Raw genomic sequence first — 24,266 nt, 5'->3', positions numbered from 1 at the left:
TTTTGTTAATATAAGGAGAAGAAGCATGAATGTAAAAGAATACCTGGAAATACTGCATACAGCCGAACGTCTGAAAGACACACTGCGTCACTGCACTACCTCAAAAAGAAGAACAGAAAGTGTTGCAGAGCACAGCTGGCGAATATCTCTCATGGCAATGCTTCTTAAATCCGAATTTTCTGATATTGACATTGATAAGGTCATAAAAATGTGCCTTATACATGATCTTGGGGAGTGCTTTACAGGTGATATCCCCACATTTGCCAAAACAAACGATGACAGAAAAAGGGAAGACATTCTTCTTGAAAGTTGGATAGAAAGCTTATCTGAGGGTATAAAAGGAGAATTTTCGGTTTTGTTTGCTGAAATGAACACTCAGCAAACAAAAGAAGCAAAGCTTTTTAAAGCGCTTGACAAACTTGAAGCTTTGATACAGCATAACGAATCTCCATTAGATACATGGTCAGAAAACGAGTTTGAACTCAATAAAACCTACGCATTTGATACTGTGGCGTTTTCAGAATGGTTGACAGAACTGAGAAAGGCTATACTCGATGAAACACTAAAAAAAATAGCCAATGAACAATAAACTAAAAAATCCGTACAGAGTGAACTGTACGGATTTAATGTTATATAAGCTTTCTTTCGTCGCAGTATTCACATTCAAGAAGGGTTTCATCTCTACTTGCACGGAAACTTTTAGGGAGGTACTCCTCATGATTTGTGATACATTTCGGATTTGAGCATTTAACACCGCTGAAAACCTTTCCTTTAAGAGTTTCAGACTGTTTTTTCTCTTTAAGAATAGTCATTATAAGTGCCATTCTTACATACATACCATATTTAGCCTGTTTAAAGTACATTGCTCTTGTATCATCATCTACCTCGACTGTTATTTCATCAACACGCGGGAGCGGATGCATAACGATCATATCACTTTTTGCAAGCAGCATCTTTTTTCTGTCAAGTATGTAAGTATTCTTCTGTGCGAGGTACTCCTCCTGACTTGCAAAACGTTCCTGTTGAATACGAGTCATGTAAAGAACGTCAAGCTTGCCGATAGCATCTTCAAGTGTATTTATCTCCTCATATGTACTTCCGTTAGCCTTGATTATATCCTTGATGTAAGCAGGCATACCCAGTTCCTTAGTGGATATGAAAACGAATTTATTATTAGGGAACATACTGAGAGCCTTACAGAGAGAATGAACAGTTCTTCCGTTGAGAAGATCACCACACATTCCTATAGTAAGTCCTGAAAGAGTTTTTTTCTCGATTTTTAATGTGAGCAGATCTGTAAGTGTCTGAGTAGGGTGGAGGTGTCCGCCGTCACCTGCATTTATCACGGAGCAGTCAGCAGTAAGTGAAGCAGCTTTTGCAGCACCTGCTATCGGGTGACGTATAACAAGAACATCAGCGTAATTGCTTACTATCTTAGTAGTATCCTTTATAGTCTCTCCCTTAGCAACAGATGAATTAGCCGGATTATCAAAACCGATAATCTGTCCGCCAAGTCTTATCATTGCTGTCTGGAAAGACATCTGTGTCCTTGTGGAGGGCTCATAGAATAACGTAGCCATTATTTTTCCGTCACATACATGAGCGAATTTCTCAGGAGCCTTGTATATCTCCTCACCGAGCTCCACAACATTTTTCCACCAGGATACTGGATAATCATTAAGATCAATAAGATGCTGATATTCCGATAACATATTTTTAACCTCCGTTATATTATTACAGTATTTTGCTGCCATTAATGATCATTTCAAACTGTACACCAAGAAACTTTGACGCTCTTCTGCACAGCAGCATACGCTCCATAAATATCTCGAAATACTCAAGAACAGATGATATTTCAGTATCTATCTGAAGTTCAAGTATTATTGATGTTTTATTCTCGTTGAAAATGACCTTTGAGTTTTCAACGGCATAGTTTACACGATCGTGTATATCGAAAGTAAGCAGATCGTGGTTACGCACTCTGCTTCTGCGTACATCAGTCTTATCACCGATTATCATAGCAGCCGATATAGCATCAAGTGGCTGACCCGTACCTTCATCGTGATTGCCTATTGCAGAGATTATAGAACATATTTCATCGGCAGGCATACTGAGGTTGTCAAGAAGTCTGAAAGCCATTACAGCTCCGCTCTGAGCGTGATCGACTCTGTTTATGACATTGCCGATATCATGCATGATAGAAGCGATACGCGCCAGCTCAACTGTTCTTTCATCATATCCGAGAGTTTCAAGGATATAAGCAGAAGTATGTGCAACACGCTCAACATGAGGGAATGAATGCTCTGTGTAGCCCAGTGCTTCAAGAGCATTGTCTGCGCGTCTGATATACTCCATAATATCAGGATTTTGTTTTATATACTTATAAGTAACGATACTTGGCATATTTTCACCTTATAATCAATATTTTCCGTTATTTTCAAAGTAGACCTTATACCATACAAGGAAAATGAAAACAGTCCATATCTTACGGCTGTTATCAGCTTTTCCTGCACGATGATCGTCAAGAAGCTTCAGCAGGGGAGCGGTATTGAAAAATTCCTTTGCATTATCGCTCTCAAAGGTGCTTTTTACGATTTCGTAGTATTTATCCTCTTTGAGCCATACTCTTATCGGAACAGGAAAGCCCAGCTTCTTTTTTGCTGCGGTCTTTGCTGTCTGTTCCGGAGTATCCTTCTTTGCAGCAAGACGCATAGCATACTTTGTGATATATTTTGTCCCATCTGTTCCTTTGTCGTGAGTTACACGATATTTTATAGGTATCTTCTCAGCAAGAGCCATTACCTCCTTATCGAGGAACGGGACTCTGAGTTCAAGAGAATTAGCCATACTCATTTTATCAGCCTTCAGCAGAATATCTCCTGCCATCCACATATGCAGGTCAAGATACTGCATTTTCGTAACATCGTCTTTATTCTTTACATTATCGTAAAATGGCTTTGTAATAGCAGTCGGATCAGGAGCTGAAGTAGATATCTTCAGAAGCTCCTTTCTGTCCTTAGGAGTAAACATATAAGCGTTGCCGATAAAACGTTCTTCAACGTCCTTGCCCTTACGAACAAAGAAATTAACTCCACGTTTTGCAGGAAGCTTTGAAGCAACACAGCCTATGCCACGCTTTACAAAACGAGGCAGTTTATCATAGGCTGTACCGTTAGGATCACTGTATACGTTATAGCCACCGAAAATTTCATCTGCTCCTTCACCCGAAAGAACTACTTTTAACTTTTCCGAAGCGATATTGCATACAAAATAAAGAGCAACCGCAGACGGGTCTGCAAGAGGTTCGTCCATATGATACTGTATCATTGAAAGACTGCTCCAATATTCTTCAGGTGATATGACCTTGCTTGTATTTTCCTTGCCGATAGCCTTAGAGAAATTCTTCGCCCAGCCGATCTCATTATATTTCTCATCTGAACCAAATCCTACTGTAAATGTCTTGTCAACATCGGCTATAGCCGCAACATAGCTCGAATCTACGCCGCTTGAAAGGAAAGAACCAACTTCAACATCGGCAATCTTGTGTGCTTCGACAGAATTATGGAATGTATCGGATATCCTGTTTACCCATTCGGTAAGATCAGGCTTATTATCGGCGTCGAAACGAACGTCCCAATAACGTTTTGCCACAAATTTTCCGTCCTTGAATTTAAAAAAATGTGCAGGCGGGAGCTTGTAAACATTTTTAAAAAATGTTTCCGAAGTAGGGGAGTATTGAAAAGTGAGATAGTTCTCCAGAGCGGAGGTATTAAGCTCCTTTGTGAATTTTGGGTGATCGAGGAAGCTTTTAATTTCCGAACCGAACATAAGTGTTCCGTTCATATTTGCGTAGTACATTGGCTTGATACCGAAGAAATCGCGTGCACCGAAAAGCTCCTTTTTATTTTTGTCCCATATAACAAAGGAAAACATTCCTCTGAGCATATTGAGCAGCTTTTCACCGTATTCCTCATAACCGTGTATCAGGACCTCGGTATCAGTATTAGTGCTGAATTTATGACCTGCGTCAATAAGCTTTTGACGTATTTCCTTATAATTATATATCTCTCCGTTAAACACTATAACAAGTGAATTATCTTCATTGAAGATAGGCTGATCTCCGCTTGAACTTACATCAATAATACTGAGTCTGCGATGACCGAGAGCTATATCATTATCTATGTATTTGCCTTCAGCATCAGGACCTCTGTGTTTTATTCGATCCATCATTTTGCCGAGAATTTCATCAGCGTTTTCAACATTATTCGTAAAACCTACGATTCCGCACATAAATATGCTACCTCCGAATATTCCGTATATTAAATCTCCCAAGATATTATACTACAAATCGAGTATTTTTGCAACAAAAAATAATGATTTAATCTTTATTATCATCAGAATTGTCAGATTTGATCCTGGCAAGGGGATTGCTTTCTACAGCGTTACGGACGTTCTCGTCGTTAAGATGCGTATAAATCTCAGTTGTCGATATGCTTGAATGACCGAGAAGTTCTTTTAAAGTAAGTACATCTGCATCGCCATACTGATACATCAGAGTTGCAGCTGTATGTCTGAGCTTATGTGTAGTAATTCCTTTTCCGTCAAGTTCAGCCTTTTGGAGTGTATCCTCAACAATCTGCTGAACACGCCTTTTGGAGATCCTGCGGTTCTGATTGCTTATGAAAAGAGCAGGTTCAGAAGCAGCTTTCGGATTATTGTTTCTTATAACAAGATATTTCTGCAAGGCATCTATACAAGCCGGATTAAGGTAAACCATACGTTCCTTGCTGCGCTTACCGAGAACTTTTAAACGATTTTCAGTAAAGTCGATATCTCTTATGTTGATGCCCACCAATTCGCTTAGACGCATTCCGCAGTTAAGAAATAAAGTAATTATGCAGTAATCACGCTTTGAATCAGCATTATCCGCAGTTTCAAGCAGTTTAAGACTTTCCTTTAATGAAAGGAATTTAGGAAGTCCGGTCTTCGGGACGGGAACATCAAGGTCTTTGGTAGGATCACTTTCGATTATATGAGCTACTTTTTCAAGGTACTTAAAAAAGCTTCTGAGCGAGGATATCTTTCTATAACGTGCACGATCTTTATTTCCACGTTCATCTGACGTATAAAAAATAAAATTATATATATCAGTTATGGAAATTTTTCGGATATCACTTACAGTCATATCGCGTATGTCAATATCTTCGAGATTTTTGCCCGTATTATACTGATTTTCATAGATATACCGTAAGAAAAGTCGTATATCGGTATAGTATTCTTCGATAGTTCTCTGTGCAAGAAGCTTGACTATCTTCATATGCACAAGGTAATTGTTTAAAAACTCAGGATTTTCAGGCGAATTATAATTATTCATAAAAGACCGTCCTTTACGAGTAATTCCAAAACTTTTGCTTCACGTTCGATCAGCATTGCATCATAGTCTGCATGGTCATGTGTGCGATTTACGCTGATAGCATCTGCGACTGATACGTATCTCAGTTCAAAACCTTCGTTCAATTCATAATCATCTAAAGACTGTGAGTGAATAGAATTTTCAACATTGCATAGATAATAAAAATTTTCTTGCTCAAAAATCTCATTTTCAGCAAATCGGCTTTTTTGAATACGCAGAACTGAACCGTATTCGCATATAGAATTTTCCAAAACCTTCAGACCGGCTTCTTCAGAAATTTCTCTTATAAGTGTACTTATATAATCTTCATTTTTTTCAATACCGCCGCCCGGAAATTTATAGTAATCATACTTATTACTGTAAACCATTGCAACGGTTTTATCCTTGATTATGATACCACGTACGGACGGACGCTTAAATCTTGAATAAGTCTCGTCGTAATCCTTTAGATCAATTGTAAATAGTCGTTTCATAAAATATACCTCGATTTTATATCAAAGTTGCACCAAACTTTGATTTGGTGAAACTTTATCCTTTTTTTCATTAATGCTATTATATCACTTCTCTCAGATCATTGCAAGAAAAACGAAAGCATATTCGTTAAGAAGAATAGAACTCCAATAACCAAATACTAAAAACAACTATACTTATTTAAATATAAATTGATTTTTTCGAAAAAAGTACTTTACAAAGTATAAAATTTGTGATATAATATTATCACCGTGTACTTGGTTTGAGGCTTGTCCTCGAATTTCACCTCATTCTGAGTTAACGGAATATTTTATTAAGAGGTGCTTCAAATGTTATTGAAGGATGAAAAAACAGCCGTTATTGAGGCTAACAGAACACACGAAAAGGACACAGGTTCTCCTGAGGTACAGATTGCTATTCTCACAAGAAGAATAAACGATCTTACAAACCACCTCAAGTCTCACAAGAACGATCACCACTCAAGAAGAGGTCTTCTCAAGATGGTTGGTCACAGACGTAATCTCCTCGGTTATCTCAAGAAGAAGGATATCGAGAGATATCGTGCTATCGTAGAGAAGCTCGGTCTTCGTAAGTAATTACAGTGTGAATGAAGGCAGCGGGGTATTTTATACCCTTCTGCCTTTACGTCTATCAGAGTCAGGGATTAGAAGTCAGAGGTAAGAGTTATGATCTTTCTTACTTTTACCTCTAACTTCTAAAAGCTCTCCTCTGATAAATAATTAAAAAAATGGAGGAAAACAGATGTTTGAAAATTACAGGACTTTTGAAACAACCTATGCAGGCAGACCGCTTATCGTTGAAACCGGCAAGACATGCGGACTTTCTAATGGTTCATGCTGGGTAAGATATGGTGAAACTGTTGTAATGGCTAACGTTACAGCAAGTGCAAAGCCAAGAGAGGGTGTAGACTTCTTCCCTCTTTCAGTTGATTACGAAGAGAGACTTTACTCTGTAGGCAGAATCCCAGGTTCATTCACAAAGCGCGAGGGTAAGCCTTCAGAAAAGTCTATACTTACTTCAAGATGTGTTGACAGACCTATCAGACCTCTCTTCCCAAAGGATATGAGAAATGATGTTTCTGTTGTAATGACAGTACTTGCTGTTGAGCCTGATAACTCACCTGAGATCGCAGGTATGATTGCAACATCTATTGCTATCTCTATTTCCGATATTCCGTGGAATGGTCCTATTGCAGGCATAAATGTAGGTCTTGTTGACGGTGAGATAGTTCTTAATCCTACACTTGAGCAGAGAGCAAAGACAGACCTTACACTTACAGTTGCAGGTACAGCTGAAAAGATCGTTATGATCGAGGCTGGTGCAAATGAAGTGCCTGAGGATACAATGCTTAATGCTATTCTTACCGGACACGAAGAGATCAAGAAAATGGTAGCATTTATCAATGATATCCGTGCACAGATAGGTAAGCCTAAGTTTGAATTCGAGTCAATGGAAGTTGACCACGATATGTTTGATGCTATCGAAGCATTCGCTTCTGACCGTGTTAAGGTTGCACTTGATACAAATGACAAGAACATACGTGATGAGAGACTTGCTCCTATCGTTGATGATATTCATGCTAATTTCGATGAAAAGTATCCCGAGCAGATAGCAATGATAGACGAGTGCATCTACAAGCTCCAGAAAAAGATCGTTCGTAACTGGCTGTACGAAGGCAAGCGTGTTGACGGTCGTGGAATCGACGAGATACGTCCTCTTGCTGCTGAAGTTGGTGTACTCCCCCGTGTTCACGGTTCAGGACTCTTCACAAGAGGTCAGACACAGGTACTCACAGTTGCTACACTTGGTCCTGTAAGCGATGCTCAGAAGATAGACGGTCTCGACGAAGAAGATTCAAAGAGATATATGCACCAGTATAATTTCCCAAGCTATTCTGTTGGTGAAACAAAGCCAAGCAGAGGACCCGGACGTCGTGAGATTGGTCATGGTGCTCTTGCTGAAAGAGCTCTTGCACCTGTTATCCCACCTGTTGAGGAATTCCCATATGCTCTCAGACTCGTATCAGAGGTACTTTCTTCAAACGGTTCTACATCTCAGGGCTCTATCTGTGGTTCAACACTTGCACTTATGGATGCAGGCGTTCCGATCAAGGCACCTGTTGCCGGTATTTCCTGCGGACTTATCACAAAGCCTGACAGCGATGAATTTATGACAATGGTTGATATCCAGGGTCTTGAGGACTTCTTTGGCGATATGGACTTCAAGGTTGGCGGTACTCACAAGGGTATTACAGCTATCCAGGTAGATATCAAGGTTGACGGCCTTACACCTGCAATTATCAAGGAAGCATTTGAAAAGACAAGAAAGGCTCGTATTTATATTCTTGACGAGATCATGCTCAAGGCTATTCCTGAGAGCAGACCTACAGTCAATAAGTATGCTCCTAAGATGCTCCAGACAAAGATTCCTGTTGATAAGATTCGTGAAGTTATCGGTCAAGGCGGCAAGGTTATCCAGAAAATCTCTGCTGACTGCGATGTTAAGATAGACATCAGCGATGACGGTAACGTATTCATCAGCGGTGTTGACGGAGATAATGCAAATAAGGCACTCCAGATAATCCATACAATTGCTAACGATCCTGAAGTAGGCGCTATCTACAAGGGTAAGGTTGTAAGAATCATGGACTTCGGTGCATTTGTTGAAATTGCTCCGGGTAAGGACGGACTTGTTCACATCTCAAAGCTTGATAAGCAGAGAGTTGAAAAGGTTGAGGACGTTGTTTCTATCGGTGACGAGATCGTTGTAAAGGTTACAGAGATCGACCGTCAGGGCAGAATAAACCTCTCACGCAAGGACGCACTTGCAGATATTGAAGCTAAAAAGAACAACTGATTATCGCAAAGCCCGTATACGTTGCAGTACACGGGCTTTTTTGATGCAAAATTTAAGGCGGTCTAAGACCGCCTTTTGTTAATATAAAAATATTTTTTCAATAATCAATGGTTTTTCATTGAAAAAAGCTGTTTTTTTACCCTATTATGAAAGGACTTATTTCTCAGTGATATTTATGGCTGTCTTTCAGTACCATATCCTTAACCTTCATAAGAGATGTAGTTGTGCTTCTCTCATTTTCGGAAAGCTTCATTGTGATATATTTTATAGTTTCCTCATAATCTGGTATCATAATATGCTCGAGTGCATTTACACGGCGACGAGTCTTTTCGATCTCGTCAGCCATAAGCTGACAAGCCTTTTCGACCTCGGCAAGCCTTATCATTTTAGGCAGGACCGAATTCAATGCACTTACAGCACCGTCAAGATCTATAGAAGTAAACGCCATACCGTATGAGTAAATATCATTTGTATCAGATGAGCGGAATTTCGTTGTAAATTCAGGGATATAAACGCTCATAACGTTCTTTTCCTTTACTTCAAGCTCGACTTCCTGCTTAGGGAGCATCAAGGCAGTTTCAAGGACCTCTCTCTGCATTACCGAGCCTGCAACAGCCATATATCTGTTTGCTTCTGATATAGCCGCTTCGACTTCAGTTCTTAGCTGACGATTTTCCTTTATGAGATTCATAAACTGTCTCATAAGCTCGTCTCGCTTATCCTTTAAAAGCTTATGACCTCTTCGTGCAGAAGTGAGCTTCTTTTTCAGCTTACTTAACTCCATTCGAGTAGGATTAACATTAAGTCTTGCCAATCAGCTCACCTCATTTCTGAGTATCATAGTACTTAACAAGATATTCCTCTCTGATTCTGCGCAGCTCGCTTCTTGGCAGGAGTTTAAGAAGCTCCCAGCCGATAGAAAGAGTTTCCTCAATGCTTCTGTTGTTTTCAAAGCCCTGAGAAACATATCTCTTTTCAAATTCATCGGCAAACTTTGCATAAAGCAGGTCAGTAGGCGTAAGAGCAGCTTCGCCAAGGACTACCATGAGTTCCTTTGCATCTTTTCCTCGTGCATAAGCCGAGAAAAGCTGATTCATAGTATCCGAATGATCTGCACGGGTCTTACCCTCGCCTATACCCTTATCCTTGAGTCGTGAAAGTGACGGCAGAACATCAACAGGTGGATTTATACCCTTTCTGTAAAGCTCACGGGAAAGAATTATCTGTCCCTCTGTGATATATCCTGTAAGGTCAGGGATCGGGTGAGTTTTATCGTCCTCAGGCATAGTAAGGATAGGTATCATTGTAATACTTCCCTCTTTGCCGTTCTGACGGCCTGCACGCTCATAAATAGTAGCAAGGTCTGTATACATATAGCCGGGATATCCGCGTCGTCCGGGAACTTCCTTACGTGCAGCCGAGACCTCACGAAGAGCGTCAGCGTAGTTTGTGATATCGGTAAGGATAACCAATACGTGCATACCTTTTTCAAATGCAAGATACTCAGCAGCTGTAAGAGCCATTTTAGGCGTAGCAAGACGCTCGATAGCAGAGTCGTTTGCAAGATTTATAAACAGTACAGTTCTGTCAAGAGCACCTGTACTCTTGAAGCTCTGAACGAAGTATTCAGACTCCTCAAATGTTATACCCATTGCAGCGAAAACAACAGCGAACTGCTCATCTTTTCCGCGAACCTTTGCCTGTCTTGCTATCTGAGCAGCAAGCTGTGCGTGCGGAAGTCCGCTTGCCGAGAAAATAGGCAGCTTCTGACCTCTTACAAGAGTATTTAGTCCGTCAATTGCAGATACACCTGTCTGGATAAACTCCTGAGGATACTGTCTTGCAACAGGATTCATAGGGAGTCCGTTTACATCAAGGCGCATATCAGGGATTATCTCGGGACCATCGTCTATAGGTCTTCCTAGTCCGTCAAAAACTCGTCCAAGCATATCCTCGGATACACCGAGCTCCATCTGGTGACCTGAGAAAACAACACTGCTGTCCTGAAGGTTTATACCGGCGGCATTCTCAAAAAGCTGAACAAGTGCATTTGTACCGTCTATCTCAAGAACACGGCATCTTCTTTTTTCGCCGCCTTTAAGCCTTATCTCAGCAAGCTCGCCATAGGTTACGTTTTCAACGTCCTTGACCAGCAGCAGAGGACCTGCTGCTTCTTCAATAGTTCTGTATTCTCTTGGCATCAGTCTACCTCCTTAGTGAGCAGGTCATCCAGCTCTGAGGAGATCTCCACACTGAGCTTTTCAAATTCTGCATCTGTCTTTTCTTCTTCAACGTATTTGAAACGTCCTATCTTTTCTCTTACAGCAAGATTAGCAACAGCTTCGATATCTGCGCCCTTATCAACTGCAACAGCAGCTTCATCATTGAAATTGAGTATGAGCTTCATCATATAAAGCTGCTTTTTCAGGCTCGTATAGGTATCTACCTCATGGAAAGCCAGCTGATGCAGGAAGTCCTCACGAATTGAACGGGCAGTTTCCATTTTCAGTCTGTCCTTTGATGAAAGAGCGTCCATACCGATAAGCTTTACGATTTCTTTAAGTTCAGCTTCGTCATGGAGTATAGACATAAATCTTGCTCTTGACTTCATCCAGTCCTTAGATACGTTGTTATTATACCAATCAGCCAGCGAATCTGCGTAAAGTGAGTAGCTGGTCAGCCAGTTGATTGCCGGGAAGTGTCTCTGGTAAGCAAGGTTTGCATCAAGTCCCCAGAACACCTTTACTATACGAAGTGTAGCCTGTGAAACAGGTTCAGAAATATCACCGCCAGGAGGCGAAACAGCACCGATAACAGAAAGTGCTCCTTCCCTACCCTCTGTACCGTTTGATATAACTCTTCCTGCACGCTCATAGAACTGAGCAAGACGGCTTCCAAGGTATGCAGGATAGCCCTCATCACCGGGCATTTCTTCGAGTCGTCCTGACATTTCACGAAGGGCCTCTGCCCAACGTGAAGTTGAGTCAGCCATAAGTGCAACGGAATAGCCCATATCACGGTAATATTCTGCTATGGTGATACCTGTATAAACCGAAGCTTCACGGGCTGCAACAGGCATATCCGAGGTATTGGCGATAAGAACTGTTCTTTCCATGAGTGATTTACCTGTATGTGGGTCAATAAGCTCAGGGAATTCGTTAAGAACGTCTGTCATTTCGTTACCGCGCTCGCCGCAGCCGATATATACGATAATATCAGCCTCTGCCCATTTTGCAAGCTGATGCTGAGTAACTGTTTTACCACTTCCGAAAGGACCGGGAATAGCTGCAACGCCGCCCTTTGCTATTGGGAAAAGGCAGTCAACAACTCGCTGACCTGTTACAAGCGGCATATCCGGTGAAAGCTTCTTCTTATATGGTCTGCCTCGTCTTACAGGCCATTTCTGGATAAGAGTAAGTTCTTTTTCGCCCTTTTCTGTTTCAATCACGCAAACAGTATCATCTGCGTGAAATTCGCCTTCGGAGATCTTTTTTACAGTACCCTCTATACCATTTGGTACCATTATTTTATGAAGAACGATATCTGTTTCCGGAACTGTACCGATTATATCTCCGCCTACGACCTTATCTCCTGCTTTTACTGAAGGAGTGAACTTCCAGAGAGGCTCACGCTTGAGTGAAGGAACTTCTACACCTCTTGCAAGATTATTGCCGCACACTTTGCGGATATCATCAAGGGGACGCTGGATACCGTCGAAAATACTTCCGATAAGTCCAGGACCAAGTTCAACGCTCATAGGCTCGCCTGTTGATTCAACGCCCTCTCCTGTTCCGAGACCTGATGTTTCCTCATAGACCTGTATGGAAGCACGATCACCGTGCATTTCTATTATCTCACCGATAAGCCGCTTTTCACTTACTCGCACAACGTCGAACATATTAGCATCTCTCATGCCCTCGGCAACTACAAGCGGTCCTGATATTTTAACTACTGTACCTTTGCTGTTCATTTCTGCTTATCCGCCTCTTTCCTAATTAAGTATATCAGAGCCTACAGCCTTTTCAACTGCATCATGCAAAGCTCTCATGCCCTCGCCCGTATTACCCTCAATTGCGGGTATAAGAACGATAGACGGCAGCTTATTGCTCCGATATTTATTTATTGTATCGCTTACAAGTGCAGCGGCAGGCTCTGTGATATAGATCACAGCAAAGTCATTGGCTGCAAGCCTTGAAATAAGCTTAGTAATCTTTTCGGGTTCAGTTTCACGAAACACGGAAAGCCCAAGAGCTGCAAATCCCGACACACTTGCGCTGTCACCGATAACTGCTGCTTTATACATATAGCTTTCTCATCCTTTCCGTGATCGTTTCCTTATCAGCACCGAATTCCTTACATACTGATAATATCCTCAGATTTTTGATCTCTGCTTCCTTAGCAATAAAATATGCAGCAAGAGGATCAGAGCCAAACGCCTGTATACGAGCTTCATCAGCAAGCTCCATTACAGCATCATCGCACCATTTTTCATACTGGGCAGCTGAATCTTTGAGAAGAGCAGCTGCATTTGCGTAGCTTGTAGTCTCAAGGAAGCTGAAAAAAGATTCTGTTCCGCTGAGTGCAGCTTTTATAAGATCTTCCTTTTCAAGCTCTTCACTTCCGCATATAGCCGTTTCCATGAACTGTGCGGATTTATTGAGCAGACAGCATCTGTATGCAGTTTTTATATCCGCGCATACAGTTATGAGCTTTGCGTATTTCTGCATAAACTCGCCGCCGAATTTAAAAGCACTTTTCTGCATTGCTTTTAAAGCAGCAGTATCAATAAGCGAATCCGAAAGCTGTCCGTCAAGAGTTCTTGTTACGAGCTCATAAGCTTCGGCTGCTGTGCCGCGCATATATTCGGGAAGCTCATCATATTCTCTTGAATTGATAGCTTCAGTGAGCACAGAAAGCTTTACATTAGACGGTGAGATATAATACTGCTGAGGATCTCTGTTTGAAATTATCGCCTTTAAAACGGCTTTCAGATTATGAAAATCATTTTTGTAAAGCAGTATTTCAAGCTCTTTGCAATCAGGAGCATATTCCATGAGCATATTCCAGACATCTTCAAGATTTTCCGCATTAGCTCCGCCACTGTTTTTGGAAGCGATTATGGAGTTTATCTCTGCTTTGCTTCTTGCATTTATAAGCTGTTCAATGTCACTTCTGCTAAGGAGCGTATTTTCCATTGCTCTTACAGCACCAACAGCATTTGCGTATTTTGTACCGTTCATGCTATCACCTACCTGAACAGTGCTCTTGCAGCCGTATCTCTGATCTCATCTTTTTCAGATTCGATCATAGCCTTAAAGCTGCAATTTTCCGATATAAGGCCATAGCTGAGTATAAAACCGTCGTCAATGTCAGCAGCTTCTTTGGAAAGCTGTATGCTGCCGCCTTTTTTGGAAGCAAGTGTATTCAGCTCGCTTTCAAATTCTTTTGGAGTCCTTGCAAGGTCAGCTTTTCCGAGTTCGATAAAGCCTTTATCCGGCTGTATATGACGTTCAACAAGTTTGAGTATAAGCTCAAAATACTCTTTATCGGGAAGCTTTTTCAGCTTATCTATAGTTTTTTCTATAGCTTCATCAATAAGCTCAACTTTACAGGCAAGTATCTTACGTTTCATAGCAGCATCTGCTGAGGCACAGGAGTTTTCAAAATCCTTTTCCGCCTGAACCTTGGCTTTGGAAAGGTGTTCCTCATAAGCCTTATTAGCTTTTTCAGCTCCGTCAGCCTTGATTTTTCGTGCCTTGTCTGCCGCAGACTTCATAATACTGTCCTCTGTTTGTTTCTGCTGAGCTTCGATGAGGTTCAGGATATCGTCAAGTCCTGACATATCTCCACCTCCATTATACAGCAATATTAAGGATCATAAGAACAGAAATAAGAAGTGCAAGGATAGCATATGTTTCTACCATTGCAGCCATGATAATAGCCTTACCGTTATGGTCAGGCTTTTTAGCTGTAATACTTACGCCTGCTGCGGCAGTTCTGCCCTGCATTATACCGGAGATAAGACCTACAATTGCGATTGGGAGAGAAGCAGCAAGGAATGCAAGACCCTGCTGAACAGTGAGATCTGCTGCATTACCGCTTAAAACATTGGTCTTGATAAGAATAAACATAGCTGCAATAAGTCCATAAAGTCCCTGTGTACCCGGAAGGAGCTCAAGCAGAAGCACCTTGCTGAATTTAGACGGGTCAACTGATATAACGCCCGATGCAGCCTCACCTACAAGGCTTACACCCTTTGCAGAGCCGATGCCTGCGAGAAGTGCTGCAAGAGCAGCTCCGATTAAAGCTAAAACTAATCCGTTAGTCATTTGAATTTTCCTCCTTGAATTTTATATACTTTGTATTTACAGTAAGCGGTGAAAATTCCCTGCCGCCGCCTGTGTAGAATTTACTGAAAAGCTCAACGAACTGTAATCTGTCAGTATGAACATAAGCACCAAGCAGATTAATAGCCAGATTTGCTGTATGTCCGACAATGAATACAACAACGAGAAGAACGAGCTTGAATATCTTATTTTCAGGCATAGTTCCTATAAGATTTATAACGCTGGCAATACTTCCTGTTGCAAGTCCGAGCGCAAGAAGTCTCGAATAGGAAAGAATGTCGCCGAGGTAGCCTGTGGCTGTATTGTACAGTGCATACAGACCGCCGAAGAACTTTCCGAATATTGATTTTGACGTTCTTCCTGCCGTAAGCACAAGAATAACAACACCTGCTATAAGCATATACAGACCTGTATTTCTTAGCGTTGACGATACAGAAACGAACATACCTGCACCTATTGGAGCAACTCCCAGAATTATTAGATATATAGGGAGTGCGTCAAATATAGCGTCGAGCTTTTTGCCTGTATCCCATGTCATTTTAAACGATACCGCAACGCCAAGGAGCAGGTGAAGTATTCCAAGTCCGAATGAAACCAGCAGAAGCTTTACAGGATCCGTTAGAGGTTCAAACCATAAAGCAAGACTGCCTATCTCTTTATCAAAGAAGTTTCTTGCAACTACCTGTGCTATATCTCCGAACCAGCTTCCGAAAAGTGCTCCCCAGAAAATAGTGGAAATACCACAGTTTCGGAACATGGTAAGAGTTTTTCTCATACTTGTTTCAAGCTTGAACTTCTTTAACGCTATTGTAGTTCCAATGAGCATCAGCAGTCCATAGCCCGCGTCTGAAAGCATCATTCCGAAGAAAAGATAATAGAAAAACGACATTACAGGAGTTGGGTCAACATCACTTTTTCCCGGAAGAGCATACATTTTTGTTATTCCCTCAACAGGTGAAGAAAATTTGCTGTTTTCAAGTAAAACAGGCACATCTTCATCATCTGACGGATCAGTAAAGGTTATAGAAGCTGTATATTTAGCCTCTATTTCCTTGCGAAGCTGTTCACAGTATTTTTCGGGGATATATCCTGTAAGTACAAAAGTACTTTCGGTAAATCCAAGACCACTGAGAGCATCATATTTCTCCTTGCGCATCTGTAGGTAGTCAATAACAAACTTTAACTCTTTACGATTTTCTGCAAGCTTTTCTATGTTTTTCTTTGCTTCATCAGTACCCTTCTGAAGGTCTGATATCTCCTTTTGGTACATGGATATCAGTTCCTTTGGTGTATGACTTTCAGGCTCGGAAGCTGAAACAAAAGCAAGCTTTCTCAGTACATCTCCTGCCTCATCATATGAGCTTTTACTGCATAGGATAAAAAGATTTGTCTGTTCCTTAGAACCGCTGATAACCTCTGCACTGCAATTCTCAGGAAGCTGTTCCTCAAGGGCATCAGCTGTTATCTGATATGGCAGAGTACCTATATACGCCGCTGTCGTAGCAGTTCCCTTGAAATTCAGCGGTACATCGAGCGGCAGCCATCTTTGGAGCATATCACATTTGATCTCAAGCTGCGATATCGAATTTGCGGAATCAGTAATGAAACGCTGATTTTTGATTATCTCGTTAGCTGCCCCCATTACCTTTTCCATTTGCATAGCCTCTCGACCGAATTCATGCTTTTCGACCTCGGTCTTGCCGCTGAACATATCGGTTATGCTTGCTTTTTCCGGAGCGTGATTATCAATTATCTCAAGCGCCTGAGAAGCAGTATTTCGGAATTTGTCAAACTCGCCAACTACCGCCGTAACATTTGTGTTTTCAAGCTCTTCATCATCATTTCTCGATATTTCAACAACTCCGCGCCTCTGAAGAAGCTCTATTATCTTTTTACTGTCAGTAAGCATAGCAATAAGCTCGATCTTTTTCATTTTGAGCTTCGCCATATTTTACATCACTCTCCTTTTCAAGTGCAGATCTCAAAAATACCTGTTGATTATTTCATTAACAGCTGAATCCATATTTTTCTCAGCAAGCTGCTTTATACTGCTGAGCTTTTTATTACATTCGTTTTCAGCATTCTGCTCGTATTCCTTCAGCTTCTCATTGTATCCTTCTCTGATCTTTACAGCTTCCGAAGTAGCTTCTGCGATCTTTTTCTGGATAGCAAGCGAGGAACTTCCTGAGGCAGAGCTGATGATATCATCGCGCTGTTTGCGTGCCTCGGCATTTTTCTTATCAGACATAGCCTCAGCTTCAAGAATTCTTTTTACAGCTTCTGATGCCATTTAAACGCCTCCTTTAAAATGACCGTTGGTCATTTACTTTTCTTAGTATATCATAAATGATATGCGCAGTCAATAGATATTATGTTAATTAGTTTTGTAAATAAACAGAAAGGGAGCTTTCCCTACAGACAGCTCCCTTGCAATTATCCATTGACAATAAATATTATACCTCAAAACGATAAAAATGTCAATAAAAATTTTTCAATTTATAAATATTTTTTATACACCAAATATTTCGTATTCGCCTGCTTTTAAGGAAATCGACTTATAATCCCCTTTTGCAAGCGTATTTTCACGATCATTTATGTATGCATTCAGTATTGCACGGCTCATGTTTGTGATGTCGCTTCGCTTTACAGCTTCCTCAGGTGTAAGAAGCAATACCTCACTGTTTTCATAACCGTCCGAAACCGGCTCTCCCGATATGTATTTAAGGCGGAATACTATTATCCACTGCTCGGCACGAAACTGAACTGCAAATACAGAGTCAGCTTCTGCGTTAACGCCTGTTTCCTCAAAGAATTCACGCTTTACCGCATCTGAAGGCAGTTCCCCTTCCTTAACATAGCCGCCTGGGATAAGTATACGCTCCTTTGCAGGACCGTATGTATGCCTTACGAAAAGGATTTTTCCGTCAATGTCGAGAATTCCGCATACAGCGTAAAAACGATTACTCATCTTCTTTTTTTACAACGCTTATGCCAAGAACTTCAAGGCTTTCGTCATCAACGACAGACGGACACTCAGACATAAGCTCACTTGCATTCTGTACCTTCGGGAATGCAGTTACATCACGGAGGCTATCAGCCTTACACATTATCATTGCAAGTCTGTCAAGACCTATACCCATTCCACCGTGAGGCGGAGCACCATAACGGTAAGCATCAACGAGGAAACCAAATTTAGCCTGTATCTCCTCATCTGTCATGCCAAGTGCTTCAAACATTTTCTGCTGGAGCTCAAAATCAGTTATACGCATTGAGCCGCTTGAAAGCTCAGTACCGTTAAGAACCAGATCCCATGCCTTTGCGCGAACATTTGCGGGATCGGTATCAAGATAACCGAGACATTCTTCCATAGGCATTGTAAATGGGTGATGCGCAGCTACCCATGTATTGTTTTCATCGTCATATTCAAAGAATGGCATTTCTGTTATCCAGAGGAAGTTGTAAACATCATCAGGGATAACATCCAGCTTCTTGCCGCAGATAAGTCTTATTGCACCGAGTGTAGCAAGAACAGTCTTTGTCTTATCAGCACATATAAGAACGAGATCGCCTTCATGTGCATCTACAGCAGCACATATCTTTTCAAGCTCGCCGTCCTTCAGGAACTTCTTGAAGGAGCAGTTTGGCTCATCTGCCCAGCGGATATATGCAAGACCCTTAGCACCGATACCCTTAGCGTGCTCTACAAGCTTGTCAATTTCCTTACGAGTATATGTTGCAGCACCGTTCTTTACATTGATAGCACGTACACTGCCGCCTTCTTCTATTGCATTCTTAAATACAACAAAGTCGATATCCTTTACTGTTTCTGTGATATCCTGGATCTCAAAGCCAAAACGTGTATCCGGCTTATCAGAACCGTAGCGGTTCATAGCATCAGCAAATGTAAGTCTTGGGAGAGGAGTAGGTACATCAACACCCATTACTTCCTTAAATACACGCTGAATAAATCCTTCAACACACTCCTGAATATCCTCAGCATCAACAAATGACATTTCGAGGTCTATCTGTGTAAACTCAGGCTGACGGTCTGCACGAAGATCCTCATCGCGGAAACAGCGTGCAAGCTGTATGTATCTGTCATAGCCCGAGACCATAAGGAGCTGCTTATAGATCTGGGGAGACTGAGGAAGTGCATAGAATTTGCCCTGATGAACTCTTGACGGGATAAGATAATCTCTTGCGCCCTCAGGAGTTGATTTCATCATCATAGGAGTCTCTATTTCAAGGAATCCGTTTTCGTAGAAATACTCACGAGTCACTTTAGCTATTTCATGGCGCATGATGATATTCTGCTGGAGCGGTGCGCGTCTGAGGTCGAGATAACGGTATTTAAGACGGAGCTCGTCATTTACCTTTGTCTCATTTACGATCTCGAAAGGAGGTGTCTGAGCCTTTGCAAGTACTCTGAGGTCATTTACAAATATTTCAACGTTACCTGTTTTCAGTTTATCATTCTTGCTTTCACGCTCACGTACTTCGCCCTTAGCCATAAGAACATATTCACTCTTGCATGATGCAGCTTTATCAAATATCTCACGGTCTGTCTCGTCATTGAAAAGAAGCTGAACAACGCCTGTTCTGTCTCTTAAAACAATAAAGATAACGCCGCCCTTGTCTCTTATTCTGTCAACAAATCCGCCAACTACGACTTCTTTGCCTGCTTCAGTCACTTCTCCGCAGTAATGTGTGCGCTTTAAGCCTTTCATACTGTCTGCCATTTTATTTATCCTCCCCTGTGAATGCAAACATTGATCCGTTTTCATCATCAATGCAGTCGAGAACCTTATTAAAGTACTCGTTTTCAAAATTTGCTGTAAATTTATCGTTAAGCAGTATCTCTGTCTCGTTTCCTGTTTCCATTTCCTTGAGTCTTGCTTTTCCTTCCTCAAGTTCATTGTCACCAAGAACAATTGTATAAGCCGCGCCTATTTTATTTGCGTACTTCATCTGAGCCTTGATACCTCTGCCGATAAGATCATATTCTGCACAGTAGCCGAATTCACGGAGCCCCTTTACAAGCTCCATAGCCTTTTCAAGCGCAGCATCGCCCATTGTAGCAAAATAAATATCACACTTTTTAGGTGTTAGGTAATCACAGCCCTGCTTGTCCATAACGAGAAGAAGTCTTTCAATTCCCATTCCAAAGCCAAGTGCAGGTATGTGCTGTCCGCCGAGCTGTTCGATAAGTCCGTCATATCTTCCGCCGCCGCAAACAGTTCCCTGTGCGCCGATCTCTGTAGTAACGAATTCGAAAACAGTTTTTGTATAATAATCAAGACCTCTTACGATCTTTGGATTTACCTTATACTCGATACCCAGATTTGTAAGGTATGTCTGAAGCTTCTTGAAGTGATCATCACATTCCTCACAGAGGTAATCTGTGATAAACGGAGCATCCTTGGCGATCTCCTGACATATAGGGCTCTTACAGTCAAGAAGTCTCATAGGATTTTTTACAAGTCTTTCCTTGCAGGTATCGCAAAGTTCTTCCTTATGAGGCTCAAAATAAGCTCTGAGTGCTTCATGATACTTTGCACGGCAAGCAGGACAGCCGATAGAATTTATGTAAAGCTCGATATTTTTCAGTCCGAGTCTGGTGAGAAGTGTTTTTGCAAGAGAAATTACCTCTGCATCTGCTGTAGGGGCAGCACTTCCTGCCATTTCAAGTCCGAACTGATGGAACTCGCGGAGTCTTCCTGCCTGTGGGCGCTCATGTCTGAAGCATGAAAGCATATAGAATACCTTCTGCGGCAGTGCTTCATTGAGAAGTCCGTTCTGGAGCATCGCACGGATAGTACCTGCTGTTCCCTCAGGACGGAGAGTAAATTCAGTTTCCTTTGCTTTTACGGTATACATTTCCTTCTGTACAACATCTGTGGTTTCACCTACAGAACGAAGGAAAAGATCAGTATTCTCAAAGGTAGGGATACGTATTTCAGAAAAGCCAAAGCTTTCAGCTGTTTCTCGTGCGATCTTTTCAACTGTATTCCATTTGTGAACGTCTTTCGGGAGAACGTCTTCTGTTCCGTTTGGACGTTTTATATTCATAGCCATATATTTCAAGCCTTTCCTGTTTGTTTTTACATGAAAATTGTCCCTTTAGAAGGGACAATTGAACATTTAGATGCTCGGATTACCGACCTCACGCCAATCAAGATCGCCTCTTTCGAGTGCGAGTATCAGCGCTTCTGCGGTAGCGATGTTTGTAGCAACAGGTACGTTATGAACGTCGCAGAGTCTAAGAAGATTCATTCCATGAACATCTGCTGCCTTGGGATTTATAGGGTCTCTGAAGAACAGAAGAACATCTACTTCATTACATGAAAGAAGTGCCAGTATCTGTTCAGCGCCGCCCTGTCCGCTAAGATATCTTTTGATAGGAAGCCCTGTAGCTTCGCTTACCTGTTTTCCTGTTGTATTTGTAGCAATAAGTGTGTGCTTTGACAGAATGCCGCAGTATGCGCTGCAGAATTGCACCATCAGCTCTTTTTTAGCGTCATGTGCTATAATTGCGATCTTCATATATCTTTCCTTTCCCCGCTTAGCGGATTAATATCTTATTTTATACAGTCTTGACTGTAAGCGGCACAAATTCTCCGCCAAGTCGCTTTGAAATAGCGTCAAAGGCTTTGAGTGCCTCACTGTCAGTAGGGATAGGATTGCCCTTACCTGTAGCAACTGTCATCTTGAAATCATCGGGGATAACTCCGATGAGCTGTACACCGACCTTGTCAATTATCTCATCAAGGTTAGAGATAAGCTCACTGCCGATGATACGCTTGCTTATTTTATTGATAATAAGTCTCTGACTTTTATTTCCTCTGTTGTAGAACTCGTCTGACATAAGGCTTGCATCTCGTATGCAGACAGGGTCAGGAGTAGAGATAACAAGTATAAGATTTGCCTGTTCTACGATATCAAATACATGGGAATTGATTCCTGCACCTGTGTCGATAATAATGTACTCAAAATACTTCTTTACGGAACGGCATATCTCTACTATCTGCTCTGCACTTACTGAAGTAAGTGTTTTGGGAGCACACAGAATATTAAGGTTTGAAGCCATAGGGATCTGAGCAACCGCTTCAAGAGCAGTCTTTTTTCCGCTGAGGACATCACCGAGATCATACTTGATATTATCTTCTACACCGAAAATAATGTCAAGACATCTGAGACCAAAATCAAGCTCTATTATAAGAGTTCTGTGTCCCTGTTTAGCGAGAGTATAACCAAGTCCTGCACAGACTGTGGATTTACCTGTTCCGCCTTTTCCTGAGGTAATAGCAATAATTTTAGACATTTCGATTCCTTTCCGATATCCGCAAGCCAAAGCAGTTTTGCTGCATAAACGGCACCGAATTCTGATAATTATTAATAATAATAATCCTACTATACATTGTAACACATAATTAGCTAAATGTCAAAGAACTTTTTGAATAGAAACGTAAAATTGTGCAATTCAGTGTTTTTGTAGGTTTATAATTGTTCATTTCTTACAAATGATCGTATATTTCCGACATTATTTTACTTACCGTTTTCTCTACATTGCAGCCATTTTCATCAATGGTGATATCTGCATACTTTTCATACAGCGGGACTCTTTCTTTATATAGTCCGTTAAGGGACTGCCCCTTACGGATAACGACTCCCCTGTTTTTGATATTGCCGAGGCGATATCTGAGCTTATTGTAATCAAGTTTCAGATAAACGACTACGCTGTTTTCAGCAAGATTTTTCATTGCGTCTTCGCCGTAAACAACGCTTCCGCCTGTAGCAATAACCGAATTTTTAACATCAAGCTTGCTTAGAATACGGTTTTCGGTCTCTATAAAACCGTCAACGCCTTTTTCGGCTATGATAGTTTTAAGAAGCTTATTTTCCTTTTCCTGTATTATCAGATCAGTGTCTACAAATTTGCAGCCTGTGAGTTTCGCAAGAATAACTCCGACTGTACTTTTGCCTACTCCCGGCATACCTATCAATACAATATTCTTATCCTTCATAATAGCATCAGAACCTTAAAAAATATTACTCTTATATTTTAGCGCACTTTGTGCAAAATGTCAATAGATAATCAGCCCAGATATTGCGATATTTATTTTTTATATACTAAATATTGACAAAATTAAAGTGATATGGTAACATATTTTCACAAGGAGGCGTAGAATGAACAAAAGTCCTTTTATATATTCTTGTGATAACAAGCGTTACTATACGCTGAATTATTATAACAAAAACAAATTCGGCCAAAAAATATACAAAGCCGTAATTGACTGCGACTTTACTTGCCCCAATATAGACGGTACAAAAGGTGTAGGCGGCTGTATTTTCTGCGACGGCGGAAGCGGATATTTTACTCACAGCGGATTAACGGTAAAAGAACAGCTTGAAGCCGAACACAGGCGGATAGCGAAAAAATACGGCGACAGCGCTGAATTCATAGCTTATTTTCAGGCAAATACCAACACATATGCTCCTTTAAGCGTTTTGAAGGAATGTTATTATTCGGCTATAGGATTTCCCAATGTATGCGGTTTATCTATAGGTACGCGTGCTGACTGCTTGTCCGAGGAGGTAGTAGATCTTCTTTACAGTTTAAGCTTGCAAACTAACCTTACAGTAGAGCTTGGAATGCAAAGCTGTCACGATGATACATTGAAACTTATAAACCGTTGCTGTACCCACGAGGAGTTCCTCAGAGGATATTACAAGCTAAAAAGCAAGGGCATCAGAGTCTGTTTGCATATAATCAACGGGCTCCCCTTTGAAACATCGGAAATGATGCTGGAAACAGCTGTCGAAGCTGCAAAAATGGAACCCGACGCAGTAAAGCTTCAAATGCTTCATGTCATAAGAGGCACTCGGCTTGAAAAGATGTATAGAAACGGCGAATTTCAGCTTCTCAGCCGTGATGAATACATAAACATAATAGTTAAACAGCTGGAAGTGCTCCCCGCTCAGACCGTAATTGAGCGTATTACCGGTGACGGAGATAAATCCAAACTTATAGCTCCTATGTGGAGTGCGGATAAGATCGCAGTCCTCGGCGGCATAGATAAGAAGCTCGCTGAGCTTGATACATGGCAGAGCAGGCTTTTTTACAAAAAATAAGGCAGGGATATTCCCTGCCTTTCGTT

At 41.3% G+C, this 24,266-nt stretch carries 24 protein-coding genes; 4 read left to right on the top strand and 20 right to left on the bottom strand.

Annotation, left to right across the window (positions count from 1 at the left end; genetic code table 11):
* The first annotated feature begins 25 nt into the window (after positions 1-25).
* Entirely contained in the window at positions 26-589 is a 564-nt protein-coding gene (locus BUB28_RS03240; protein WP_072948691.1) for an HD domain-containing protein, read from the top strand.
* Positions 590-629: 40 nt separating this feature from the next.
* Here BUB28_RS03240 and pyrB read toward each other — a convergent pair whose 3' ends face one another.
* From pyrB to BUB28_RS03215, 5 genes are all read right to left on the bottom strand, one after another.
* On the bottom strand, positions 630-1,712 hold the full coding sequence (gene pyrB / locus BUB28_RS03235) for an aspartate carbamoyltransferase (RefSeq protein ID WP_072948688.1): 1,083 nt from the start codon (positions 1,710-1,712) through the stop codon (positions 630-632).
* A gap of 22 nt (positions 1,713-1,734) precedes the next feature.
* Positions 1,735-2,403: an HD domain-containing protein gene (locus BUB28_RS03230; RefSeq protein WP_072948686.1), complete on the bottom strand. Its 669-nt coding sequence runs from the start codon at positions 2,401-2,403 to the stop codon at positions 1,735-1,737.
* Between the two features lie 15 nt (positions 2,404-2,418).
* Complete coding sequence (gene asnB / locus BUB28_RS03225; protein ID WP_072948684.1) at positions 2,419-4,290, bottom strand: asparagine synthase (glutamine-hydrolyzing); 1,872 nt, start codon at positions 4,288-4,290, stop codon at positions 2,419-2,421.
* 88 nt (positions 4,291-4,378) lie between these two features.
* Positions 4,379-5,374, bottom strand: coding sequence for a tyrosine-type recombinase/integrase (locus BUB28_RS03220; protein ID WP_072948681.1), 996 nt, complete (start codon positions 5,372-5,374; stop codon positions 4,379-4,381).
* Positions 5,371-5,886, bottom strand: coding sequence for an NUDIX hydrolase (locus BUB28_RS03215; protein WP_072948678.1), 516 nt, complete (start codon positions 5,884-5,886; stop codon positions 5,371-5,373). Before BUB28_RS03215 ends, BUB28_RS03220 begins: the two co-directional genes overlap by 4 nt.
* Before the next feature lie 327 nt (positions 5,887-6,213).
* Between BUB28_RS03215 and rpsO the strand changes: the two genes are divergently transcribed.
* Complete coding sequence (gene rpsO, locus BUB28_RS03210; protein ID WP_072948675.1) at positions 6,214-6,480, top strand: 30S ribosomal protein S15; 267 nt, start codon at positions 6,214-6,216, stop codon at positions 6,478-6,480.
* Positions 6,481-6,646: 166 nt separating this feature from the next.
* Entirely contained in the window at positions 6,647-8,761 is a 2,115-nt protein-coding gene (locus BUB28_RS03205) for a polyribonucleotide nucleotidyltransferase (RefSeq protein ID WP_072948673.1), read from the top strand.
* A 163-nt stretch (positions 8,762-8,924) separates the two neighbouring features.
* Here BUB28_RS03205 and BUB28_RS03200 read toward each other — a convergent pair whose 3' ends face one another.
* The 15 genes from BUB28_RS03200 to BUB28_RS03130 all read right to left on the bottom strand — a co-directional run bounded on the left by BUB28_RS03200 (position 8,925) and on the right by BUB28_RS03130 (position 23,132).
* On the bottom strand, positions 8,925-9,575 hold the full coding sequence (locus BUB28_RS03200; RefSeq protein ID WP_072948670.1) for a V-type ATP synthase subunit D: 651 nt from the start codon (positions 9,573-9,575) through the stop codon (positions 8,925-8,927).
* 10 nt (positions 9,576-9,585) lie between these two features.
* Positions 9,586-10,962: a V-type ATP synthase subunit B gene (locus tag BUB28_RS03195; RefSeq protein WP_072948668.1), complete on the bottom strand. Its 1,377-nt coding sequence runs from the start codon at positions 10,960-10,962 to the stop codon at positions 9,586-9,588.
* Positions 10,962-12,731, bottom strand: a complete 1,770-nt coding sequence (locus tag BUB28_RS03190) for a V-type ATP synthase subunit A (protein ID WP_072948666.1) — start codon at positions 12,729-12,731, stop codon at positions 10,962-10,964. The genes BUB28_RS03195 and BUB28_RS03190 overlap by 1 nt, the downstream gene beginning before the upstream one ends.
* 21 nt (positions 12,732-12,752) lie before the next feature.
* Positions 12,753-13,064, bottom strand: a complete 312-nt coding sequence (locus BUB28_RS03185) for a V-type ATP synthase subunit F (protein ID WP_072948664.1) — start codon at positions 13,062-13,064, stop codon at positions 12,753-12,755.
* Positions 13,057-14,001 carry a V-type ATPase subunit gene (locus BUB28_RS03180; protein ID WP_072948662.1) on the bottom strand — a complete coding sequence of 315 codons (945 nt, stop codon included), beginning with the start codon at positions 13,999-14,001 and terminating at the stop codon, positions 13,057-13,059. The genes BUB28_RS03185 and BUB28_RS03180 overlap by 8 nt, the downstream gene beginning before the upstream one ends.
* Before the next feature lie 8 nt (positions 14,002-14,009).
* Entirely contained in the window at positions 14,010-14,603 is a 594-nt protein-coding gene (locus BUB28_RS03175; RefSeq protein ID WP_072948660.1) for a V-type ATP synthase subunit E, read from the bottom strand.
* Positions 14,604-14,616: 13 nt separating this feature from the next.
* Positions 14,617-15,090 (bottom strand): V-type ATP synthase subunit K, encoded by a 474-nt coding sequence (locus BUB28_RS03170; protein ID WP_072948658.1) that lies wholly within the window; start codon positions 15,088-15,090, stop codon positions 14,617-14,619.
* Positions 15,083-17,056, bottom strand: a complete 1,974-nt coding sequence (locus tag BUB28_RS03165; RefSeq protein ID WP_072948656.1) for a V-type ATP synthase subunit I — start codon at positions 17,054-17,056, stop codon at positions 15,083-15,085. The genes BUB28_RS03170 and BUB28_RS03165 overlap by 8 nt, the downstream gene beginning before the upstream one ends.
* A gap of 33 nt (positions 17,057-17,089) precedes the next feature.
* Positions 17,090-17,398: a hypothetical protein gene (locus BUB28_RS03160; protein WP_072948654.1), complete on the bottom strand. Its 309-nt coding sequence runs from the start codon at positions 17,396-17,398 to the stop codon at positions 17,090-17,092.
* 219 nt (positions 17,399-17,617) lie between these two features.
* Positions 17,618-18,076, bottom strand: coding sequence for an NUDIX domain-containing protein (locus tag BUB28_RS03155; RefSeq protein WP_072948651.1), 459 nt, complete (start codon positions 18,074-18,076; stop codon positions 17,618-17,620).
* Positions 18,069-19,847 carry an aspartate--tRNA ligase gene (gene aspS, locus BUB28_RS03150; protein ID WP_072948648.1) on the bottom strand — a complete coding sequence of 593 codons (1,779 nt, stop codon included), beginning with the start codon at positions 19,845-19,847 and terminating at the stop codon, positions 18,069-18,071. Before aspS ends, BUB28_RS03155 begins: the two co-directional genes overlap by 8 nt.
* Position 19,848: 1 nt before the next feature.
* A complete protein-coding gene (gene hisS, locus BUB28_RS03145) occupies positions 19,849-21,183 on the bottom strand; it encodes a histidine--tRNA ligase (protein WP_072948645.1) in 1,335 nt (444 codons plus the stop codon).
* Positions 21,184-21,249: 66 nt separating this feature from the next.
* Positions 21,250-21,651 carry a methylglyoxal synthase gene (locus BUB28_RS03140; RefSeq protein ID WP_009984662.1) on the bottom strand — a complete coding sequence of 134 codons (402 nt, stop codon included), beginning with the start codon at positions 21,649-21,651 and terminating at the stop codon, positions 21,250-21,252.
* A 40-nt stretch (positions 21,652-21,691) separates the two neighbouring features.
* On the bottom strand, positions 21,692-22,429 hold the full coding sequence (locus tag BUB28_RS03135) for a nucleotide-binding protein (RefSeq protein WP_028516629.1): 738 nt from the start codon (positions 22,427-22,429) through the stop codon (positions 21,692-21,694).
* Between the two features lie 193 nt (positions 22,430-22,622).
* A complete protein-coding gene (locus BUB28_RS03130; RefSeq protein WP_072948642.1) occupies positions 22,623-23,132 on the bottom strand; it encodes a shikimate kinase in 510 nt (169 codons plus the stop codon).
* 163 nt (positions 23,133-23,295) lie between these two features.
* Between BUB28_RS03130 and BUB28_RS03125 the strand changes: the two genes are divergently transcribed.
* Positions 23,296-24,240 carry a tRNA modification radical SAM protein MnmL/YtqA gene (locus tag BUB28_RS03125; RefSeq protein WP_072948640.1) on the top strand — a complete coding sequence of 315 codons (945 nt, stop codon included), beginning with the start codon at positions 23,296-23,298 and terminating at the stop codon, positions 24,238-24,240.
* Positions 24,241-24,266 lie beyond the last annotated feature (26 nt).

This window comes from Ruminococcus flavefaciens (assembly GCF_900143025.1).
Classification (GTDB): Bacteria; Bacillota; Clostridia; order Oscillospirales; family Ruminococcaceae; genus Ruminococcus; species Ruminococcus flavefaciens_I.
Note: the sequence above shows the minus strand (reverse complement) of the source record. Positions and strands in the feature narration are given on the sequence as shown.

Coding starts and splice junctions, on each gene's coding strand:
- BUB28_RS03240 (WP_072948691.1), top strand. CDS start 26: ATGAATGTAAAAGAATACCTGGAAATACTGCATACAGCCGAACGTCTG.
- pyrB (WP_072948688.1), bottom strand. CDS start 1,712: ATGTTATCGGAATATCAGCATCTTATTGATCTTAATGATTATCCAGTA.
- BUB28_RS03230 (WP_072948686.1), bottom strand. CDS start 2,403: ATGCCAAGTATCGTTACTTATAAGTATATAAAACAAAATCCTGATATT.
- asnB (WP_072948684.1), bottom strand. CDS start 4,290: ATGTGCGGAATCGTAGGTTTTACGAATAATGTTGAAAACGCTGATGAA.
- BUB28_RS03220 (WP_072948681.1), bottom strand. CDS start 5,374: ATGAATAATTATAATTCGCCTGAAAATCCTGAGTTTTTAAACAATTAC.
- BUB28_RS03215 (WP_072948678.1), bottom strand. CDS start 5,886: ATGAAACGACTATTTACAATTGATCTAAAGGATTACGACGAGACTTAT.
- rpsO (WP_072948675.1), top strand. CDS start 6,214: ATGTTATTGAAGGATGAAAAAACAGCCGTTATTGAGGCTAACAGAACA.
- BUB28_RS03205 (WP_072948673.1), top strand. CDS start 6,647: ATGTTTGAAAATTACAGGACTTTTGAAACAACCTATGCAGGCAGACCG.
- BUB28_RS03195 (WP_072948668.1), bottom strand. CDS start 10,962: ATGCCAAGAGAATACAGAACTATTGAAGAAGCAGCAGGTCCTCTGCTG.
- BUB28_RS03190 (WP_072948666.1), bottom strand. CDS start 12,731: ATGAACAGCAAAGGTACAGTAGTTAAAATATCAGGACCGCTTGTAGTT.
- BUB28_RS03185 (WP_072948664.1), bottom strand. CDS start 13,064: ATGTATAAAGCAGCAGTTATCGGTGACAGCGCAAGTGTGTCGGGATTT.
- BUB28_RS03180 (WP_072948662.1), bottom strand. CDS start 14,001: ATGAACGGTACAAAATACGCAAATGCTGTTGGTGCTGTAAGAGCAATG.
- BUB28_RS03175 (WP_072948660.1), bottom strand. CDS start 14,603: ATGTCAGGACTTGACGATATCCTGAACCTCATCGAAGCTCAGCAGAAA.
- BUB28_RS03170 (WP_072948658.1), bottom strand. CDS start 15,090: ATGACTAACGGATTAGTTTTAGCTTTAATCGGAGCTGCTCTTGCAGCA.
- BUB28_RS03165 (WP_072948656.1), bottom strand. CDS start 17,056: ATGGCGAAGCTCAAAATGAAAAAGATCGAGCTTATTGCTATGCTTACT.
- BUB28_RS03160 (WP_072948654.1), bottom strand. CDS start 17,398: ATGGCATCAGAAGCTGTAAAAAGAATTCTTGAAGCTGAGGCTATGTCT.
- BUB28_RS03155 (WP_072948651.1), bottom strand. CDS start 18,076: ATGAGTAATCGTTTTTACGCTGTATGCGGAATTCTCGACATTGACGGA.
- aspS (WP_072948648.1), bottom strand. CDS start 19,847: ATGGCAGACAGTATGAAAGGCTTAAAGCGCACACATTACTGCGGAGAA.
- hisS (WP_072948645.1), bottom strand. CDS start 21,183: ATGGCTATGAATATAAAACGTCCAAACGGAACAGAAGACGTTCTCCCG.
- BUB28_RS03140 (WP_009984662.1), bottom strand. CDS start 21,651: ATGAAGATCGCAATTATAGCACATGACGCTAAAAAAGAGCTGATGGTG.
- BUB28_RS03135 (WP_028516629.1), bottom strand. CDS start 22,429: ATGTCTAAAATTATTGCTATTACCTCAGGAAAAGGCGGAACAGGTAAA.
- BUB28_RS03130 (WP_072948642.1), bottom strand. CDS start 23,132: ATGAAGGATAAGAATATTGTATTGATAGGTATGCCGGGAGTAGGCAAA.
- BUB28_RS03125 (WP_072948640.1), top strand. CDS start 23,296: ATGAACAAAAGTCCTTTTATATATTCTTGTGATAACAAGCGTTACTAT.